Genomic DNA, 20970 nt, shown 5'->3' on the forward strand with positions numbered 1-20970 from the left:
CACCATCACTGGCATGATTGTTCCTGTGGGAAATGCCTTCCCTCTTGTCGGGAACCCTTGTAAGACCTCCCCGGGTAAGAACGACCGCTTTCCTTCCATGTGGCTGCTGCATATACTGTTTGAGATTCGGGCAGTATTGGACTTCACCTTGTTACGCAGGCTTATCCGTCTCTATTCAGCCTTAGTATGCAGTTCTTGTTCATCAGCCCAGAAGTTTGCCTCCGGCTTCCTTCAGATTCCACCTCACGATGGACACCCTTGCCTTTGGCTAACAGTTCCTACTGCCAAGCCTGTAGCGGACTTTCACCGCCTAGCTGTCGTCCATGCCGGGCGCACATAAAAAAAGCTTTAAACTCCAGTCCGGAATTCAAAGCTTAGTTTCCAATTCACAGCCTCCTTATCGTCCTTTTTTATATCTTCAACTTTATTAATCACATTAGCATACCTGGCAGCTGCAAAAAGATAGTCGGATAGTCGATTGACATAAATGAGCACAGCAGGATTGATTGACGATTCTTTTTGCAAGGCAACAATCTGCCGTTCCAGCCGGCGGGTAACCGTTCGTGCAAGATGCAAAACAGCAGCCATTTTACTGCCGCCAGGAAGAATAAATTGCCTGATTTCCGGCGAACGGGCACTGTATAAATCAATTTTCCGCTCCAGCAACTGCACATGTTCCTCAGTAAAAATATAATCAGGATGATTTAGAGCAGTGGACAGATCATGACCGGCATCAAAGAGACATTGCTGAATTTCTTGCAGCTCAGGAACAAAAAATGAATCAAGATCATTGCAGCAAGTGATTGAATAGCCGAGCCACGCATTCAGTTCATCCATCGTCCCATAGGCATCCACTTGCCGGTCAGCTTTTGAACCCCTGCTGCCGCCAACCAATTGCGTCATCCCTTTATCGCCGGTATTCGTGTAGAGTTTGATCTCGGCCCATCCTTTCTCAATCTCGTTTCAATTGCGATTTTCTGCTGCTTTTAAATCGAGACCGGATTTTTTATAGTTCAACATTTTGTAGAGGAGCTCACTAATGTATGCGCCGGCCTCGACGGGGGGAATGCCTTGAGCATGGATGTTTGAAACCACCGTACGTCTCATCTCCGGCATCCCCATGGTCGGCTTGTAAGCAATATACGCACTCATGGACTGCGCAGTGGCCAAGCCAGGTCGTTCGCCAATCAGCATACATACGACATCCGCATTGGTGAGTTCGCCAACCTGATCCATCACGCCGACCCGGCAGTATTTCACAAAGATGTGCTGTGCACAGTCCAAGCCGTAATAATTCAAACCTTGTTTGATCGACGGAATGATTTCCTTAATATTTGCCTCAATTGCGGCGGAGCTGAGCCCATCACCAATGACCAGCTGAATTTTAGGACGATTGGTAATATGCCGCTTAATTTTTTCTTCATATTCCTTTGAAAATCGACGTCCCAAATCCGGGCGTGTCAGATATTCATCCTTCGAACAGCATTTGGTTTGGATGGCAATAAAACGCATTTCTTTTATTAAATCAGGACTCACATAGGAAAAAACAGAATCTTGGGCGGCCGCATGATCTGCTCTGAATCTTAAGATCGATTGCGTTTTATATCTGGGACCACAGCGCCAGAGACCAAGTCTTGCCGGCGTGAATGCCTTCATTTTCATGTACCCCTCCAAATAATGCGGATCCGGTACTAAAAGCTGTTCTCGCAAATTGATTTCTGAGATATCGCTGAATATCCCCCTCGACTGATTACTATCCTTTTCCATAAGCTCATCTCCTCACATTCATTCAAAGTCATCACTTAGAGTCATTCAAGAAAAATAGACGCATCGCCGGCGCGATCTGTTAATTGTCCGTTTTCTAAAATGCCGATTTTTTCCATCCATGTTTCAAATTCTCGAATCGGATGCAGATTGAATAATTCACGAATCGTTGCCGTCTCCTGGAATCCTGTTGATTGATAATTCAGCATCACATCATCGGCATGCGGGACCCCCATGATATAATTGCATCCGGCCGAAGCAAGGAGAACGGTAAGATTTTCGGCATCGTTTTGATCCGCTTTCATATGGTTCGTGTAGCAAACATCGCAACCCATGGAAAGACCTGTCAGCTTACCCATAAAATGATCCTCCAGACCGGCACGAATGACTTGTTTTGCGTCATACAAGTACTCCGGACCAATAAAGCCCACAACCGTATTGACAAGAAAAGGATCAAATTCCCGGGCAAATCCGTAACATCTGGCCTCCATCGTCACTTGATCGGCTCCAAAATTTGCTTCAGAAGACAATTCGGAGCCTTGACCGGTTTCAAAATACATGACATTCGGTCCCCATGCTTGTCCCTGTTCGTTTGCGAGCTGTCTCGCCTCTGCGATCAGGCTATGATTAATACCGAATGCAGTATTGGCTTTTTCAGACCCTGCGATTGATTGAAAGATCAAACCGGCTGGAGCTCCTTGTCTGACCGCTTCCATTTGCGTGGTAATATGGGCGAGCACAGAGGTCTGCGTCGGAATCTCCCATTTGCTTCGAAATTCTTCAAATTTATTTAAAATGTTCCGTACACTTTCTACCGAGTCATTGACGGGATTAAGACCGATCACTGCGTCGCCGGATCCCATACTCAGTCCCTCCATCACCGAAGCCATAATTCCATTGATGTCGTCAGTCGGATGGTTGGGTTGGAGCCGTGAAGAAAAAGTTCCGGCGCGACCGATCGTTGTATTTGCAGTTTTTTCAATATCTATCTTTTTCGCAGCATAAATTAAATCCATATTCGTCATCAGCTTACAGACAGCTGCAACCATCTCAGCAGTCAACCCTCTTGACAGACGTTTGATTTTGATATCCGTTGCGGCGTAAGAGAGCAGCCACTCGCGCAGCTCTTCAACCGTCCAATTCTTAATTGATTGAAAGATTCGCGTATTCACACCATCAATAATTGTCCGTGTAACTTCGTCTTCATCATAGGGGACAACTGGGTTATTATATAGATCATTGAGTGTGAGCTGGGCAAGAACGATTTTCGCTGCAACACGTTCTTGTGCGCTCTGAGCAGCGACACCGGCCAGCTGATCACCGGATTTAACTTCATTTGCTTTTGCTAAAACCTCTTTAATCGAATCGAACGTATACAGCTGCCCCGCCAACATTGTCTTCAAACTCATGAAACGGTCCCTCCTAGTTAATTGAATAAAAGCGTTTTGACACTGACTGGCAAAACGGTCGTACCGGGAACCGGTGCACCAATATCCACATAGTCGCCATGGTTAGCCTTGATTTTATCAATACAAATATATGGATACCCTGGCGGCAGATCGTGGGCTAATTGATGCCCCAACGCCTTGGCAATATCATCTTCCGTAATGACAATCAATGGCAGATGATGCGCGAGTAATTCATGAGCACCGGATACAATTTGTCTCGCACAGTGCTGCAGCTGATGGAAGGTCGGACTTTTTAATCCAGTGATATAAATGGCAACATTCGAGCGTTCTCCATCGGTATGAAAGATATCCATCCGATTTTTTAATTGATCAGTAAACTCAGGAGCGTTGGGATCCTGCTTCTCGATCGTTAATTTTATAATCGGCAAATTTCGAACGGGAAGCGCATCTTTTGTGTAGGAAATCGTACTTCCGCTAACCGTGATTGAATAGGCACCTGCTCCGATTACAGTCGCTCGAATCGTTTCCTGCGCAGGTAGCACATCTTTGTATTGTTCTATTTTTGAATGGCGCAACCGAGATCCCAGCAGTAAACCGATATCTCCATACGCAAATGGCTGCGCGTCATCAGCGTGTCGCATACACTCCGCCACACCGCCAGAGAATGAAACAGATCGAATCTGACCGGCATCAAGTTGAGTGAAATGATGGTTTGTAATGAATAGATCGAAAAAGTCGCTTTTCTCACCTATCCCTATACTGTTTTCCAATACTTGGACAAGGACATCAATAATTGGATTGAGCCCTTCTGCTGATTTCAGAACAGTCCCTTCACTAAGATCGAGATTTAATTGATGAACAAGCTGCTGAATTTTCGGTGCAAGATAGCTGATTTGCAGTGTCTCGGGATCAACTTTAATTAATCGTCCGCCAATATCAAAGCAGGCGGTGTCAAGAACCTGATCACCGTCCAGAGCAGCAAGATTGGTGGTTCCGCCGCCAATATCCAAGTTGATGATCGGGACTTTTCGATCAAATGAATAGTTTCCCGCTCCTGATCCTTTAGCCGCTAGAATCCCTTCCAAGTCCGGTCCGGCGGTCGCCACCACAAAATCGCCGGCGTCTTGACTGAGCGTCTCTATCACGCGATCCGCATTTTCTTTTCTGGCAGTCTCACCCGTGATAATGACCGCGCCTACTCCAATGGATTGCTTACTGATCCCCGCCTTCATATACTGTTTGCGGACAAATTGTGCAATGCCGTTGTAATCAATTTGGTAACCGCGCAAAAGCGGAGTAAAGATGATGTCACTTTGATAAATAATCTCTTTCTTCGAGATGACGATATCGGGTACCGAAAAGAGAGATGCTTTATTTTGGATGGTTAATCTAGAAATAATTAATTGTGTCGTGGATGTCCCAATATCGATACCAACACTCAAAACAGCTCGTTCCAATGCTTGATCATCCTTCTCCCGGTTTCTGAATAAATAGGTTGCAGAAAGATTAAGATGTGCTATGATTTAATACATGTTAGGATTTCTCACTTTTAATGTTCATTTTAACTCTTTTATCTGCTATTGGAACAAATATTAATGATTTTTTTGAAATCAATGTAAGGTGATGCGACAAGAAAACGACTATCGATGCTCATCTCAGCTTTTCTTCTCCGACTTAATCAGTGAAGGATTTCATCTAAGAAATAATTCCACATTTAAAATTCGGAATTTTTCGTATTTTTTCGGTGTTTCTTTGTACTGCAGTGTCATGATTCATTTCATAATAAAGGAGATCATTTTTATGTTGTTACTTGGAATTGTGGTTAACCTACTCCTGCTCATTGTCATGTTCGCCATTATACTTAAAGCGAACCGATCCATCGTCAGCGCTCGATCAAAGAACGCTCCATCAGAAGACCTGAAATCATTCGGCTATAAACAAGAATTATTGCGTGATATGGGCGGTTTTTCAAACTTCGCCGTCTCCTTTTCGATCATTTCTATTCTAACCGGTGCGGTCACACTATATGGCTATGGATTCAATCAAGGCGGACCCGCGATCATGGGTGTCGGTTGGCCGCTGGTCACCCTTTTCGTTCTGTTCATTGCTGCAGCGATGGCGGAACTGACCTCATCCATTCCAACTTCAGGAGCGATTTATCATTGGGCTTCCATCCTTGGTGGCCCGAGATGGGGCTGGTTCACCGGATGGCTGAACATTATTGGTCAGGTAACGATTGTCGCAGGCATTGATTTCGGCTGTGCAGGTTTTGCTTCAGCGCTGCTTTTCGGTAATCCGACCCATGTTCAGACGCTGATCACTTATGCTGTAATCTTAGCGATGCATGCAACGTTTAACCACATCGGGATCAACGTTGTTTCCAAATTAAATTCATTTTCAGCCATTTATCATATTATCGGCGTGTTTATCATCATTGGTGTACTCACCGCATTTGGTCCGCACCACAATGTCGGCTATCTGTTCAATGCTGGTTTTTCAACGGTAACTAGCGGAAGCACCCCTTATTGGTTTGCATTCCTCGTTGGACTTCTGCAAGCACAATGGACGCTCACCGGCTACGATGCATCGGCCCATACCAGTGAGGAAACGATTGATCCGAAAGTCAGAGCACCCTGGGGCGTTTATCTCTCCGTAGCCATTTCTGGAATTTTTGGCTTTATTCTCCTTGCCATTGTTACGATGTCCATTAAAGACCCGTCTGCTGTTGCTCAGGCCGGCAATAATGCGTTTATCGTCGCGATTCAGCAAGCTGTCGGCGGTTGGTTCGGTCAAGCGATGCTTTGGATGATCACGATTGCAATGTGGTTCTGCGGTCTTTCCTCAATCACTTCCTCGTCACGTATGATTTTTGCATTCAGCCGTGATAAAGGATTGCCGTTTTCTCACATCTGGGCTCATGTTTCTAAAAAGTTCTATACACCGAACAATGCAATCTGGCTCGTTGCCTGCATCGCTTTCATCTCTGCAATCTTCAATAATGTTTACGCTGTAATTACTTCATTAAGTGTAATTGGTCTCTACGGTTCCTATTTTATTCCCATCTTTCTTAAACTCCGGGCAAAAATCAAAGGCGCTTGGACCACGAAAGACGACGGACCGTGGAACCTAAAAAGTTGGAGCAACCCAGTGAGCGTGATTGCCTGTATCTGGATTGTTTTTCTCATCGTCTTAATGACCATATCCCCAAGTGATGTGGCCATCACAAACACCTACACACTGCACTATGCAACAGGAAAAATCTTTATTTCCGTGCTTATCCTTCTGACCATTTACTTTTTCGCCTATGCAAAAAATCATTTTGAAGGACCCCATCTCGGTTCCTATGCGGAAATCAGCGAGCGGCTCCGAAAAAAAGAAAACCCTGCTGTTTTCTCTAGAGATACGGTACAACATTAAAGTTCACGTAACGTGAACGAACAAATAAAAAGTCATTCTGCGTGAACATCGTTCACCAGAATGACTTTTTTGTTGAAAATCTAGATTAGATCTTCAATTTTTTCTTTTCCGCTTCCAGCAGTCGAATTAAGACCGGGGACAAAACCAGATAGAACAAAAAGTTGCCGACTGCATGATACGTATCAAAAGGCAGCCCCATCAGCCAATAGGCAATGAAACTAGGCACGCCGCCGATTAAGACGTTCAGTGAGACCAAAAAGCCAAATAAATAGCCGCAAAATCCGGCATACACAGCCATGATCAGCATCGGAACTTTTTTGTGGACGTGGGATAAAAACCCTGATGCTAAACCAATCACACCCCAGGCAAGAATCTGCATAACCGTGAAGAAACCAATGCCCAAGACCAAATCAGAGCCAATTGCCGTAAGAAGAGCTAAAGTAAGACCAAAGCGAGCGCCAAAAACTAGGCCGGTAATAATAATAATGACTGTTGACGGTTGTACATTGGGAATGGCCGTCATATAAATTCTGCCGACAATACTTAGGGCAGCGAGCAGAGAAATCAATGCGATTTTTCTTGTTAACAACATGATCTCTTCACTCCCTGTAAATCCATTTCACAAGATCACCGGCATGCAGTTTAAAAATACCTGCCGACACATTCGGTTCTTTGCCATTCACCTCATAAGTCCATCCACTCTGAGCCGATTGATCACCGGCACGTTGACCATCGATACTCTTAACATACGCAGTGGGACCAAAGCCTGAATAATCGAGTTCGATATGGTTATCGTCCATCAGCTGCTTTAAGGCATCAAATGCCGTCATCCCATCTTTAAAAACAACTTGACCGGAATGACTACGGTGATCATAGCCATTGACTGCTACCGTGACCATTTTCTGCTGGTCGTTTTCCGAATGACTCGGCGTACTCGATGCATCAAGGGAACGCGAATCAGAAGCGTTAGTATTTTTCTGCTCAGATCCCGCGGTAGACTCTGTTGCCGCTATCGCTGCTTTTGACTCCGATCCAGCATTTGAATCACCTTCAAGATCAGATCCATCTTTGGAAACAGACTGCGCGGCGTTAATTGAATCGATTGCAGCATTCACTGATGAAGTGCTGTCTGTACCGCTTTTGGAATTCTTTTCTCTCGAATTCTTATGTTTCGTATCGTTCGTAGGTTGAGCTGGCTTCTGTGCAGTTTGATCTGCTTGCGCCGCGCCATCAGCTTTTTTTACATGAGTAACCGTTACGGTTTGGGTTTGAAAACCACCAGCAATGAATGCAGTGCCAAATATGATCAAACCAATCGAGACGATCAGTACGATGATTTTATTAAATTTCACGACGAACACCGCCTAATCGATAATAGACGTAGAGACCGATCATACCCAGCAAAATGAAACCTGAGCCAAAATAGAGATGAAAAGGGTTCAACTCATGCGTTTGCTTGGTTGTTGTGACCTGCTCTAGTGATTTTTTTGGCTCTGTTTTTGTTTGATGCTGTTTGGGTTGATTCGTTTCTAATTTTTCAGTATCGGTCTTCGATTTACTTTGTGAGACTCGATTAGGAGCATTCGCTTTTGAGCGTTCAGCGTCGGCCTTCGATTCATTCTTCGCAGTCAATTGAGACACCAAGTTTGCCTTTTCCTTAGCTGTGCTTCCCCCTTTTAATTGGTCGCTTGCCGGCTGGACCGTTTCCTTTTTATCCACGGAAGGCCGTGCTGATGATATCGGCTCAGTTGGTGATTCAGTTTGAGCAGTTACGGACTTCGTACTCGTCGAAGAGTCTTGAACAACAGCATCGCTTTTTTGTGACTCCTGGCTTGATGTGTTTTCTTTCGCTGGAATTTTTTCTGCATCCAGATTCAATTCGCCTGCAGAAGTATCGCTACTCGGGATCATGGTTGCTTCTCTAAAATTAAAGAGCTGATCTCCGTTAGCAAATAAAGAATATGCGGCAAGCGCTTGAAGCACTTGTTCATTAGAGAATGGGTCGTCACTCTCGCTGAACGCCGCCCATTTGTATCCGCCGTTTGACTTATATTGATCCAAACTATTGACGGGATTATGCCCATTTTTATCAAAATCACCTGATGTCGGATCAATCCCCAATGAAGAAAGGGCAATAATCACTTGTGCAGCAGAGTTTGAATTCGGAGAATAGTTGATAAATCCACCGTCCGCCTGCTCAGCGCTTCTCAAATAGTTAATCGCTTTGTCAATAGAAGGCTTAGCTTGATCCGGGTAACGGGATAAGGCTGTTAAAACCATGCAAGTGGTGTCCACATCGGGGTCGCCATTAGGATCCCCTGCCCAGCCCCAGCCTCCGGAAATCGTTTGAAGCGGGAGGAGTTTATCAATGAATTGATCAGGAGTCCATAGCGCGTCGCTAGGAATGGTATAGTCATCGCTACCTAGCACCATCAGCGCATAGGTAAAATCCATCAGCGATTTAATGGAGGAATCAGTATAAATTGATTGGATTAGATCATGATTTTGAAAGTTCGTCGGATCTTCGCCAAGGGCTTGAACCACCATCGCGGTTTTATCCAGATCCGTTCCCGACAGCGCTTTAGCACTTACTCGATCCTTCACACTTTCTAAGTAGGCAGAACGTTCGCTGTCCGTCAATTTACCAATCTTCGCTAATGCAATAACATCCCAGTCTGAGTTCAGTTCAGAATCCTGGATATGCTTTGCCAAATTGTCCAGATCACTGTTGACGTCCATTGATGCAAAGGACTGCATCGGAAAAAGTAAAAAAACCATACAAAATAATAAAAGTGCAACGTATCTTCGCATATTCCGTCCTCCCCATCCGCGTGAGTGTTATCCAATCAGAAAGACCTGGCTTAGGACTTCTCCATTACAGTGGCGGGACCGCACAGGATTCTCACCTGTTTCCATCTCATTGGACGTATTCAAATTTGTAATAACTAATTAACTATCTTTTTGATCTAAATTTGTAACTATTATCTTTGATATTTGTAATATCAATTGACAACTTATAATTATTAACATTAAAATTCATTTGAAATACACTAGAAAGCACAACAATCAACATTATAGATTGAATATAGCACAGGTTATTTAAAAATCAAGGTAAGGAAGTGATCATTATATCACTCGCATACGAGGCCCGAAAAAAAAGTATTTTGAAGTACCTTGAAAAAGATGGAAAGATTTATGTTCCGAACATTGCAAAGTTATTGAATGTCTCATCTGAAACGATACGGCGCGATCTCGACAAGCTCGAGCAGGAAGGTCAATTAAAAAAAGTGTATGGCGGCGCCATATTGAATCGCCCGTTATCAGTAGAACCTGCCTTTGAACAGAAGATATCCATGAATACAAAGGCAAAAGAGGCTATTGGGAAGCTTGCGGCTTCGCTTATTTCGGATGGTGACGTCATTATGATTGGGAATGGAACCACCGCATTGAACATTCTCGACCACATTGGTAATAAGAAAAATATAACCCTAATTACTCATTCAACACCAGTGATGTTGAAAGCGATGAAACAATTTAACGGTGAGTTAATCTTTATTGGGGGAAAAGTAGATGTAAGGCAACAATCCACACATGGACCGCTTGCTGAAGTTGAACTGCTTCAATTGAAGGCAAATAAAGCCTTTATTTCTGTCGGCGGGATTTCAGCAACAGATGGGATTACCGACTACGATTTAAATGAGGCAAGTATGTCCCGCCTGCTCATGCAGCGATCAGAGAAATCAATCGTTTTAGCAGACCATAGTAAAGTTGGAACCACAACCTTTGCACATATTAGTGATTTGAAACATATTTCGACACTTGTAACTAATGCCGCATGTCCCACCGGGATGCAACAAGCGCTTAAAGAAAATAACGTACAATTACTTTATCCAAAGCATACGGAATAAAAAAACCAGAATGGACTTCTGGTTTTTGTTTTTTCCAAAAATCAATTTGATGATACAAAAATTCACAAACAAATCATATAAATTCAATTTTAAAACTGTATCTTACAAAAAAATAAATATTTTTTCTAATTCCAATTCAATTTCCCTCTAAATTATTAATTTCAATGTAAGGTTATTTAACAACATTTATTGACTATTAGAAGAAACGGTAATAATCTAGTAATAACATTAAGAAAACACAACATAATTCATAATTAATCAAAATAACACAAAACAACCACATTAGCTTTACAATGCTGATAGACAATAGAATCGTTCTTTATTTATTTAAAGAAGGATTTACATACTATTGTTTGCCGACTTTAATTAACTTTATTGGGAGATGGTTAGGCATGAAGCGATTTAGTTCTTTGGGGATAATTACCGTATTAATCTTGTCACTGGTGTTTTCACTATCAGCATGCAGTCAGTCATCTAGCAAATCAGTTGACACAAATTTAAGTCACAAGGAATTGGTTGCAAAAGCTAAAAAGGAAGGAAAGGTAGTTAGTGTCGGCATGCCGGATTCTTGGGCCAACTGGGTAGAGACTTGGAAAGATATCAAAACGAATTATGGTATCAACCACACCGATACAGATATGTCCAGTGCTGAAGAAATTGCTAAATTCAAGTCAGACGGCAAAAATGGTACAGCAGATATCGGAGACGTCGGCGTCAGCTTTGGACCCGTCGCAGTAAAAGAAAATCTTGTTCTGCCATACAAAACACACTATTGGAACAGCATCCCCTCTTGGGCGAAAGACAAAGACGGAAAATGGGTCGGCGAGTACTATGGAACGATCGCCTTCCTGACAGACAAGAAAAATGTTAAGAATGCACCAAAATCTTGGGCAGACCTGATGAGTGGCAAATATAAGGTCGATGTCTTCGATCCGACAAAGGCAACTGAATCACAGTTTGGTGTTCTTGCGGCCTCCCTTGCCAATGGCGGCAGTGCCAGCAACATAAAACCCGGACTTGCTTACTTCAAGAAGATTGCTCAGCAAGGGCGGCTTTCAAGCAATAAAATTGACGTTTCATCCCTTGAAAAAGGCGAAATTGATGTTGCAGTACTATGGGATTTCAATGCTCTTGGCTATCGTGATCAAGTCGATCGCAGCCGTTTTGAAGTCACGATTCCAAAAGAAGCTTCGGCATCAAGCTGCTATGTATCCGTGATTAACAAAAATGCACCTCATCCATATTCTGCAATGCTTGCACGGGACTATATTCTTTCTGATAAAGGTCAGATTAATCTTGCTAAAGGTTATGCACGCCCCATTCGTTCGGATGTGAAACTCCCGGCAGAGGTAAAGAATAAACTGCTGCCTGCTTCCGAATATAAAACCACAACACATATTACCGACTACAAAGATTGGGACAAGACAGCTGCTGCGCTTCCTCAGCTCTGGCAACAAGAGGTAATGGCAAATGCAAAATAAATTGGTCTTTATGATGATTGACGGGCTAAGGCTCGATAAGGCTCGTGCGCATATGGGCTTCATGGAACATCTCGTGGAGCAAAAAAAATCAGCTTTTTATCAAGTCCACACTCAGCTGCCAAGTCTATCAAGACCGATGTACGAACTGCTGCTTACTGGTGTTGTCCCTGTGGAAAGTCAAATTGTCTCTAATCTTTCCGTACAGGAATCAAAAGAAGAGAGTTTGTTCCATCTGACATCAAAAAATCACTTGGTTAATGCCACCGCTTCTTATTACTGGGTTAGTGAATTGTACGAGCATGCTCCATTCAGAATTTTTCAGGATCGGATTCAGCATCATCCGGATCATCCGATTCAGCACGGTATCTTTTATATGCAGGATGATTATCCTGACTCCCACCTGCTAATGGATGCCAACTATTTGTTTGATACGTATGAACCGGATTTTCTCTATATTCATTCGATGAATGTCGATGACGCAGGGCATAAATATAAACCAGATACTTTTGAGTATTGTAATAAGGTTGCTGAAATTGATAACATCCTTTCGCTTTGTATCCCGAAATGGATCGATGCAGGCTACCAAGTCATAGTTACTGCAGATCATGGTATGAATTCACTAGGATTTCACGGCGGTACTTCTAACGAAGAACGTCAGGTACCCCTCTATCTCATTTCAGATAAAGTAGCAATGGAGGAGCACAGTGATCATTTCATATCACAATTGATGATTGCGCCGCTCGCATGTCATTTGATGCAAATTGAAAAATCGGAAAAGATGCAGGAGCTAACTATCCCTGGTTTAAAAACAGGAGTGAATTAAATGAGATATACACGGTTTAAGAACTTTTTAGTACTGCTTCCATTTATCATCATTTTTGCAGCAGTCCTGCTGATCCCCTTTATTATGATGGCGATCAGCAGTTTTTTTCAAGATAATACCAGTTCATTTTCGTTTTATAACTTTCATTTGATTTTCACCCAGAAATTCTATTATATAGCAATCACAAACAGCATCAATCTTTCTTTATTTTCAAGTATTATCGGTTCATTCTTGGGGCTTTTTGTCACTTATGCCATCACTAAATTGGCTCATCAAACTCAAAACCGATTATTGCTTATTTTAAATGCAACATCTAACTTTGCAGGTGTTCCGCTTGCCTTTGCTTTTATTATTTTGCTCGGCAACAGCGGATTTATCACACTTATGCTCAAGTATGTACACATTCAATTCAATTTGTATACATGGATGGGGCTAATCCTGGTGTATGTTTATTTTCAGCTTCCGCTCGCAATTATGCTCTTCTATCCGGTATTTAACGGGATTGATCAGCGTTGGAAAGAAGCTGCATATTTACTCGGTGCCAGCAACCGCAGATATTGGCTGAAAATTGTGATTCCCTATCTACTTCCAAGCTTCTTTGGTACACTGACCATTTTATTTGCAAATGCTATGGGCGCTTATGCAACGGCTTATGCACTCACAGGCGGAAGCTTTAATCTGATGTCAACCCGAATAGGCGCCCTCACCTCAGGTGATATCAACGTAATGCCGAACTTGGGCAGTGCAATGGCTTTGATTCTTGCGCTGACCATGATTATTGCACTCTTTATTAATCAAATCATTTTGAAGAAGCTGCGGAGGGATATCGGATGAGCGAAGGCAGGAAATGGCCGTTTTATCTAATTGTTATTTTGTTAGCACTCTATCTCATCATTCCGCTCTTTGTAACATTAATTTACTCATTGGCAACCTCATGGTCCACAACGATCCTTCCATCGGGGCTGACATTAAAATGGTATGCAAGTATGTTCGAAGACCCAACCTTCATCAACGCATTAATTCGTACACTACTATTGATCCTTGTATCAATGGCAGTCGTATTAATTGTAATGATTCCAACTGTTGTCATTGTTAGCATGCACTTTCCACGGTTGGAAAAGCTGTTTCAGAGTATTGTATTGCTCCCCTATGCAATGCCAGGCATCATTCTTGCTTCTGGGTTGCTGCAAACATACTCAAGCCTTGAGATTCCGAAACTTATTCTTGTTGGCGGTGCCTATTTTATTGTTGTCATGCCTTATATGTATCAGGGGATTCGTAACAGCCTTCAAAGCGTAAACATGATCCCTATGATCGAGGCAGCTGAGCTGCTCGGGTCAAATCAACTTAAAATATTTTTCAGCATCATCATTCCGAATATTAAAAAAGGTATTCTTGTTTCTTCACTTTTATCATTTTCAATTCTTTTTGGCGAATTTACATTGACTAACCTTGTTGTCGGCGGTAATTATGAAACAATACAAATTTATTTGTTCCGAGTTATGCAAGTCAGCGGTCACATTTCGAGTGCAGTCGTCATCGCGTATCTCTTTGTTCTGTCACTATTAAGCTTACTAATCATTCTGTTTACAAATGGTAAAAAGAAAAAGCAAGTATAACGACAAAGAAAACAAGACCAATTTTTTCCGGAACTATTTTCTTGTAGAGGTGGTTGACCATGAATTACTTAGAAATCCAGAACCTTACTCAATCCTATCAAAACACACAGATACTCAAAAATTTATCGATCAATGTTGAGAAGGGAAAATTTATTAGTTTACTTGGTCCAAGCGGCTGCGGCAAGTCCACGCTGCTGCGTTCGATATGCGGTCTGATTAAAACGGACAGTGGAAAAATACTTGTTGACGGTAAGGACATTACCAACGAAAGTGTACAACAACGGAACATCGGTATGGTGTTTCAGTCCTATGCGCTGTTTCCCAATATGACAGTTTATGAAAATATCGCTTTTGGTTTAAAGGTTAAAAAACTGAAGGCAAATGAGATAAAGAAAAAAGTGATGTACTATCTAGATCTCGTCAGCTTGACCGGCAAAGAAAACCGTTATCCAAACGAACTTTCAGGCGGTCAACAGCAACGTGTCGCTCTCGCTCGAGCAATTGTTACCCAACCAAAGATATTGCTTCTTGACGAACCACTAAGTGCACTGGATGCTCAGATTCGGAGAAGATTAAGAAATCAAATTCGTGAATTACAACAAAAATTAAAAATAACCGTTTTATTCGTTACTCATGATCAAGAAGAAGCCATCGCCATCTCTGATCATATTTTTGTGATGAATAATGGCAAATTCGAACAATCGGACACGCCTGAAAATCTGTACTTGCGACCAAAGACGAAATTTGTCGCTAGTTTCATTGGTCATTATAATGTAGTGTCTGATCAGCAATTAACTCAAATCGTTTCAGACACGAATCAAATTGGAAAAGCAAACTTTTATGCAATTCGTCCGGAAGCATTCATGACCCACCCTGTTCCAGACACAGAATGTTACACGGTCAAAGGTGTTATCGAAAATAAGAAGATCACGGGGAATACCATTCGTTACGCGATTGATGTTCAAAATGTTCCATTGACTTTTGAAGTGCTGCATCAACAAGAATCACATACAGAACCCGGTCAAGGAGCAACGCTTTATCTGCGAAGATCTGACATTCTGCCTCTGACAAATTAATACAATAATTACTTCTAAACACGATCGAAGAACGATCTTATTATTATTCAGGAGACGATAACATGCCGTTTGATACGCACAACCATACAAAATTCTCATTTGATGCTGAAATGGGAATTGAGGAGGCAATCAAACAAGGAAAGAACAATCACTTAAATCTGATTATCACCGATCACTATGATCTGAACGAATTGGATAAAAACGGAGAGACAATTGAATTTCCACTAGACAATTATTTTCAAGAGTATGCAGCTTATAGAAATGATCATCTTCTGATTGGAATTGAATTGGGGCTAGATAATCGTACAAAGTATATTATACGTAACCGCCAAATTATCGAATCTCATCCTTTTGATTTTGTCATTGGTTCCGTACATAACATTCAGGACTATGATATTTTAAATGACCAATCCAAAAACTTTTTATCCAAGCCGGATTTTTTTGCCCGCTATCTTGTTTATGCAGAGCATACGGTGAATAAGAACCCATTTATCGATACATTTGCTCATATTGACTATCCCTGTCGATATCTTGAATACAGTGACAATGTTCTTCGTTATGATGACTTTCCAATGTTAATCGACAATTTCCTTACTGCATTGATCTTGCACGATATCTGTCTCGAAATAAATCTAAGACTGATCGGAAAACAAGCGTTCTATGACGGACTTTCCAGCATTGTTCAAAGATATGCCGAGCTTGGCGGAAAATATGTGACCATCGGCGGAGATAATCATACACCAGATACTATTGGCAACAAGTATTCATTAGGATTGAAAATAGCTCTAGATGCACATCTCACACCTGTCTATTTTAAAAATAGGAGACGAATGATCGATAATACTGTGTATAAATAACGATTACTTCAACTTTAAAATGGCACCTGTAGTTAGGACACTTGAAAAAGAGTGTTTTATCTACAGGTATTTTTATATACACTTGGATTTCAATATAATGAACCCAAGAATTGGTATGTCAACACTAAATCGAACAAATTTTTAAAGGTGTCTCAGCTTGTATTCAGTCGGTGTTAGATAGTCTAGCGAGCCATGGATACGAATATTATTGAACAAGTTAACATAATCGAATAATTCAAGATCAAGAACGTGTTGGTTAGGGAAAATACGTCCGCTAATGAATTCAGTTTTGATGGTCTTAAATGTCGCTTCACGGGCGGCATTATCATGAGGAGTGCCTTTGTGATTCAATGATCGTTTGATTTGAAATAGTGTAAGTTGAGGATCTAGAGGCATGACTTCTTTCAAAAAGCATCGCATCAAAGTTTTTTGAGTAGCAACAAGTTTGTCATGCCTCTCCCCATGTAAAGACGACGCTACAACTGGAAATGAAGTGACCCACTTTTGATACGTATCAGCACATCAATCATCTTCAGATTCAAAGATAACGCACCACTCCCGATCAGCCTATCGAAAATAGGAACGATGAACTTACTGTTTATATTTTAGGGGATTTTACAGCAACAAGTTTTCTTGAAACACCATTTTGTCTTAGTAATCCCTTACGATAAAAAGCACGATCATTTTTCTTAATTGTATCCAGCACAATAGCAGCTGATTCATTCGATTCATCATTATAAAATTTTATCATCTTTTCAAGCTCTCCGTCTTTCCCTAAACCGACGATTTCAATGCCGTCTTTTAATTTAAACTCATCCATCTTTTATCCCACCCAAAACGGATTTTATGAATCCCATAAGCATGACAATATGTTTAGAGCTAATTATATCATTTCTGGCCTCTTCATTACATACAGTAGGCCATAATTGTCCGAGAGGAAAGTGCATGCAAAGCACAAATTCATTAACTTTTAAGGTAATATACATTCGCATCTTCATTCTGTTAACAAAAATGTTCGGTTCTGTTAAATTATTATTGTACGTTAAAACAACATAGTATTCATTTTCAATCAACTGCAACAAAAAATGTTCCTCACTTGCAACCCCCATCGCTGGTTTTATTAACTCCAATGTACTTCCATTTCTTTTATATAGTGTACAACCGTTACAGTGTTCATATCTTCCAATCTTTTCTTGAAGATATTTTCCTCTTCCCTTTAAGACATCCTTTCCCTTCATGTGTCCCATAATTGAGGCGAGGAACCGATGCCAATTCGTGCATGTTTTTATTTCAATACTATCTAAAGTATCCATTACCAGACCCTTATAATCATCAAAAATTTTACTATTAATACTGTTTGACAGTATTTCATTTTCGATCTTCAAATAAGTTAATCCCTTTTGTAAAACTTCACTGAGATGTTGCTTTATGACCTCCCTATAATCAGAAGCAAGGTCCAAATCATTCATCCAAAGACCATTTTGGCATATGTCAAAGAGTAAAACAAAAACATTAGCATCTATATGTTCAAGAATATTCGCAAAATTTTCCTTCTTTTTTAATTTTAATAGTTCGCTTAATATATCTTCTGGCTTTGCTTGATCCCCATTAAAGATTTCTTTTAAGAGAGGCCAAAAATAACTAAAGAAGCATTTTTTCACGTTTTTTTCAACAAAAATAAATATTTCTTTTCGTTCTAGTAACGCTTTAGAAAACTCTAAATGCGTTACTGTACACCCACTTTGCTGTATAAAGTTTCCGCTTTCATTATGAACAAAGAGTATATATATATCTGACTGTTTCACCATATTCAGACACTGCTGAATCGAATCTTTACCTGCAACGCCAAAATTACTTTCGTACATGACTGGGATATGCCCTATCTTAGTCACCATTTTCCCAATCCCTTGACGCACTTCCTTAAGGCTATCCTGTACAGGTGAACTAATAAATATTTTTGTCTGATTGATAGAATACTCTCCGCTCATTTCATCACCATTTACGTTATTATTTCTTTCAACACTAATTATATCACAACGCAAACATGAGTTCCCTTTTTTGCGGAATTATTGAGAACGAAATTGTTGTACAATTGAAACCTGCACTCAATTTGTCCTATTCATTCATAAATATAAATTTTAAAAGATGCAGATTAAATGTATAATAGTTATAACGTTATAATATAATAAAGGAAGAAGGTTGTAAAAATGGAAGTGATTAAAGTGGATAGAAAATTGGTGAAATTGGGTAATAGCATCGGATCAACATTTCCTCCTGCTATTCTGAAACATTTAAACGCAGAACAAGGAGACAGCATTGAATTTGTTATGCAATCGGATGGAACTGTAACTATAAAAAAGCAGCAAAAAGTGACCCTTCCTGATGGAGTGGATGAAGATTTCATTAACTTGGTGAACAAAATTGTTGAGGAAGATGATGCAGTCTTCAAAGGACTGGTCAATCGGTGACAACATATTTAACAAAAGGGCAAATCGTTTATCTAAATGCTTTCCTCATTAAAAGGTATTCTTCAAGTGAGGACATTGGTATTAAAGAACCGAACCTTTTAGACAGTGCCATTAATCGACCAAAACAATCCGCGTTTGGGGAGGAGGCTTATAAAACATTATTTGAAAAGTCAGCAGCTCTTTTTCAGAGCTTGGCACAAAATCATCCCTTTTATAATGCCAATAAGCGAACAGCATACGCAGCATTGAAAGCATTCTTGTTACAAAATGGATATAGTATTGAAGCAGAACAGCAAGAAAAAGAAGATTTTACAGTAAAAATATCCGACCAAGAAAATAAAGTTGGAATTAATGAAATCAGTATTTGGATTGAAAATCATTCTATTTCAAAGAGTTAGTCTGATGATAGAATCCCTAATTCGATTGAATAATATTAAGAATGCCGTACTTACAACATAAGTGCAGCATTCTTTTTACTACTTTATACAATAGGAAATAGCAGTCGGATAAATAGTTATTATGCACCAACAGCATCAGTGAATAATGTTATTGATGCCAAGTGACTAAGAAACGAATTGCAGCATCTGCCCGATCGTAAACTGATCATGTGCGGAATCTTATTCAGTGCCATCTTTGTTTGTGCAATTGAATTTTAGGGAGTAAAGAGATTTTCATAATAAGCTATTAGATAATATCCCCGTAAAATTCATCATGTTCTAGGTAATTGCAGACAAAATATTTTTTGAATTCTGCTCCATTGTATTTCTGTGATAAACAGATACTAAGATTTAATGATTCACGGTAAAAACTGACGTATGCCTCAACAAGGTTATCATGTCCATGTATTACAACAAAGTGTGATTTTGGTTTTACAACATCATTTACCCATTCAATTAACCACTTAGGCATCTTTTTATCAACTTTATAATTAATTAGGTTAATTCCAAATACAATATCTTTTCTAATAGCATCAAACTGGTTTTCTCTAACAAAATCCGCGCCCATATGAAATGCCAATGTATTAAAGGCTGTTTTTACATATATAAATTCAAAACTGTCATCAAGCGCCTTAGATAATATTTTTTCAGAATGATAGATTGCGTTAGTTGCTATTAGTACTGGAATTGAATTAGGCAACGGGACCCGCTCCATCAAATCAAAAAATTTTAGAATAAATTTTTCTGAAAGAGAAGTATTAACAAACCACTTATGATTCTGCAACCCGAGCACAAGATATCTATCATTTACTTTTAGCTCTGAGCGGACAATTTTATAATCTTTTTGAGCAACTTTATTAGATTGAGCTAAAAATGCTTTTAGATCATTTACAAATGATGTAACTGTTTCCTGTGTATTATGTTTGATTGTTCCCGTTACAATTCGAGGCCATTGAAACGACCAATCCGTTCTTATGGGGAAAAGAACTTGTGGAATCATATGGACTTGCCCATAAAATAGAAACCCTAAACGTATCGGAGCATAGAGAGTATCCAATTGATCACTAGCATCAAGTTTTTCAGATTGAACTTTAAATAAATTAATTATGGGACTCCTAACATCTTTGACATTTGGAGAACCACGCTTACCTGGGCCATTATTATTTCGATTAATTGCTAGAATAGTTTCACGTAATGCGATCATTTCCCGTTGAGAGAACAAATGATTGATTTCATCAGAAACAATGCCTCTTGGGAGTTTTCGGATTCCTCCCAATCCCGCCGGAATAATATGTTCCTCTCCCTTATATGTTAGATTCATACCTGAATATTTCTTATAAATACAACTGCCCAACATTGTCCCCTCCTCTCAACCATTCTTCTGTCCTATATAGGACAGAAGAATGGTTTGATCCCCATCATGCGCTGTTCTTACTTGACCAATGAATTTTTTCTCTTTATTATCGATGGTTAAGCTTCTAAAGGTGTGAAAGTTTATTTTTAAACTAATATATACCTTTGTGAAAGAGCGAAAAAGAGTTATCCGCAACCATGAAGAATCCAGAAGAACTGTAATTGGACACATAAACCGGATGCTTTTATCTCTTTCAAGATAGAATAATTTTAATTTTTCATTTATTATTTATTTTTTTGCCATTTGATAGGAAACAGTTAACTATTAAATAGTCAGACTTTATAGATTATACTTTTT

The 20970-nt window shown here is 40.3% G+C and carries 20 protein-coding genes, 1 pseudogene and 1 riboswitch; of the genes and pseudogenes, 10 read left to right on the forward strand and 11 right to left on the reverse strand.

Features of this window, described 5'->3' with window-relative positions; translation table 11 throughout:
- Window positions 1-348: 348 nt before the first annotated feature.
- The 4 genes from BM003_RS12770 to BM003_RS12785 are packed head-to-tail and all read right to left on the reverse strand — an operon-like array spanning window position 349 to window position 4630.
- Complete coding sequence (locus BM003_RS12770; RefSeq protein ID WP_093673687.1) at window positions 349-936, reverse strand: cob(I)yrinic acid a,c-diamide adenosyltransferase; 588 nt, start codon at window positions 934-936, stop codon at window positions 349-351.
- Window positions 937-963: 27 nt separating this feature from the next.
- A complete protein-coding gene (gene eutC, locus BM003_RS12775; protein ID WP_093673689.1) occupies window positions 964-1767 on the reverse strand; it encodes an ethanolamine ammonia-lyase subunit EutC in 804 nt (267 codons plus the stop codon).
- Between the two features lie 41 nt (window positions 1768-1808).
- Window positions 1809-3173, reverse strand: coding sequence for an ethanolamine ammonia-lyase subunit EutB (locus tag BM003_RS12780; protein WP_093673691.1), 1365 nt, complete (start codon window positions 3171-3173; stop codon window positions 1809-1811).
- A 17-nt stretch (window positions 3174-3190) separates the two neighbouring features.
- Complete coding sequence (locus tag BM003_RS12785; RefSeq protein WP_093673693.1) at window positions 3191-4630, reverse strand: ethanolamine ammonia-lyase reactivating factor EutA; 1440 nt, start codon at window positions 4628-4630, stop codon at window positions 3191-3193.
- 343 nt (window positions 4631-4973) lie between these two features.
- Between BM003_RS12785 and BM003_RS12790 the strand changes: the two genes are divergently transcribed.
- Entirely contained in the window at window positions 4974-6590 is a 1617-nt protein-coding gene (locus BM003_RS12790; RefSeq protein ID WP_093673695.1) for an amino acid permease, read from the forward strand.
- An 85-nt stretch (window positions 6591-6675) separates the two neighbouring features.
- Here the strand turns inward: BM003_RS12790 and BM003_RS12795 are convergent, their stop codons facing one another.
- The 3 genes from BM003_RS12795 to BM003_RS12805 are packed head-to-tail and all read right to left on the reverse strand — an operon-like array spanning window position 6676 to window position 9401.
- Entirely contained in the window at window positions 6676-7182 is a 507-nt protein-coding gene (locus BM003_RS12795; protein WP_093673697.1) for an ECF transporter S component, read from the reverse strand.
- Window positions 7183-7189: 7 nt separating this feature from the next.
- A complete protein-coding gene (locus BM003_RS12800) occupies window positions 7190-7942 on the reverse strand; it encodes a DUF4430 domain-containing protein (protein WP_093673699.1) in 753 nt (250 codons plus the stop codon).
- Entirely contained in the window at window positions 7932-9401 is a 1470-nt protein-coding gene (locus BM003_RS12805) for a prenyltransferase/squalene oxidase repeat-containing protein (protein WP_093673701.1), read from the reverse strand. Before BM003_RS12805 ends, BM003_RS12800 begins: the two co-directional genes overlap by 11 nt.
- 13 nt (window positions 9402-9414) lie before the next feature.
- Window positions 9415-9528: riboswitch (adenosylcobalamin (AdoCbl) riboswitch) on the reverse strand.
- Between the two features lie 181 nt (window positions 9529-9709).
- On the opposite strand from BM003_RS12805, the gene BM003_RS12810 reads away from it, so the two are divergent.
- From BM003_RS12810 to BM003_RS12840, 7 genes are all read left to right on the forward strand, one after another.
- Window positions 9710-10498 (forward strand): DeoR/GlpR family DNA-binding transcription regulator, encoded by a 789-nt coding sequence (locus BM003_RS12810; RefSeq protein ID WP_245734269.1) that lies wholly within the window; start codon window positions 9710-9712, stop codon window positions 10496-10498.
- 392 nt (window positions 10499-10890) lie between these two features.
- Complete coding sequence (locus tag BM003_RS12815; protein WP_093673703.1) at window positions 10891-11979, forward strand: ABC transporter substrate-binding protein; 1089 nt, start codon at window positions 10891-10893, stop codon at window positions 11977-11979.
- Window positions 11969-12802 (forward strand): alkaline phosphatase family protein, encoded by an 834-nt coding sequence (locus tag BM003_RS12820; protein ID WP_093673705.1) that lies wholly within the window; start codon window positions 11969-11971, stop codon window positions 12800-12802. Before BM003_RS12815 ends, BM003_RS12820 begins: the two co-directional genes overlap by 11 nt.
- Window positions 12803-13636, forward strand: coding sequence for an ABC transporter permease (locus BM003_RS12825; RefSeq protein ID WP_093673707.1), 834 nt, complete (start codon window positions 12803-12805; stop codon window positions 13634-13636). It abuts the gene before it with no gap.
- Window positions 13633-14421: an ABC transporter permease gene (locus BM003_RS12830; protein WP_093673709.1), complete on the forward strand. Its 789-nt coding sequence runs from the start codon at window positions 13633-13635 to the stop codon at window positions 14419-14421. The genes BM003_RS12825 and BM003_RS12830 overlap by 4 nt, the downstream gene beginning before the upstream one ends.
- A 59-nt stretch (window positions 14422-14480) precedes the next feature.
- Window positions 14481-15497, forward strand: coding sequence for an ABC transporter ATP-binding protein (locus tag BM003_RS12835; protein ID WP_093673711.1), 1017 nt, complete (start codon window positions 14481-14483; stop codon window positions 15495-15497).
- A 62-nt stretch (window positions 15498-15559) separates the two neighbouring features.
- Window positions 15560-16354: a PHP domain-containing protein gene (locus BM003_RS12840; protein ID WP_093673713.1), complete on the forward strand. Its 795-nt coding sequence runs from the start codon at window positions 15560-15562 to the stop codon at window positions 16352-16354.
- A 141-nt stretch (window positions 16355-16495) separates the two neighbouring features.
- Here BM003_RS12840 and BM003_RS12845 read toward each other — a convergent pair.
- The 3 genes and pseudogenes from BM003_RS12845 to BM003_RS12855 all read right to left on the reverse strand — a co-directional run.
- Window positions 16496-16744, reverse strand: a pseudogene (locus BM003_RS12845) (IS3 family transposase); the annotation flags it as partial.
- A gap of 208 nt (window positions 16745-16952) precedes the next feature.
- Complete coding sequence (locus tag BM003_RS12850; protein WP_093673715.1) at window positions 16953-17174, reverse strand: hypothetical protein; 222 nt, start codon at window positions 17172-17174, stop codon at window positions 16953-16955.
- Window positions 17167-18396, reverse strand: a complete 1230-nt coding sequence (locus BM003_RS12855) for a DUF4062 domain-containing protein (protein WP_093673717.1) — start codon at window positions 18394-18396, stop codon at window positions 17167-17169. The genes BM003_RS12850 and BM003_RS12855 overlap by 8 nt, the downstream gene beginning before the upstream one ends.
- A 165-nt stretch (window positions 18397-18561) precedes the next feature.
- On the opposite strand from BM003_RS12855, the gene BM003_RS12860 reads away from it, so the two are divergent.
- Complete coding sequence (locus BM003_RS12860) at window positions 18562-18822, forward strand: AbrB/MazE/SpoVT family DNA-binding domain-containing protein (protein ID WP_093673719.1); 261 nt, start codon at window positions 18562-18564, stop codon at window positions 18820-18822.
- Window positions 18819-19220, forward strand: coding sequence for a type II toxin-antitoxin system death-on-curing family toxin (locus tag BM003_RS12865; RefSeq protein WP_093673721.1), 402 nt, complete (start codon window positions 18819-18821; stop codon window positions 19218-19220). The genes BM003_RS12860 and BM003_RS12865 overlap by 4 nt, the downstream gene beginning before the upstream one ends.
- Window positions 19221-19506: 286 nt before the next feature.
- Here the strand turns inward: BM003_RS12865 and BM003_RS12870 are convergent, their stop codons facing one another.
- On the reverse strand, window positions 19507-20613 hold the full coding sequence (locus BM003_RS12870; protein WP_143128468.1) for a hypothetical protein: 1107 nt from the start codon (window positions 20611-20613) through the stop codon (window positions 19507-19509).
- Between the last annotated feature and the right edge of the window lie 357 nt (window positions 20614-20970).

Source organism: Sporolactobacillus nakayamae (genome assembly GCF_900113325.1).
Lineage (GTDB): Bacteria > Bacillota > Bacilli > Bacillales > Sporolactobacillaceae > Sporolactobacillus > Sporolactobacillus nakayamae.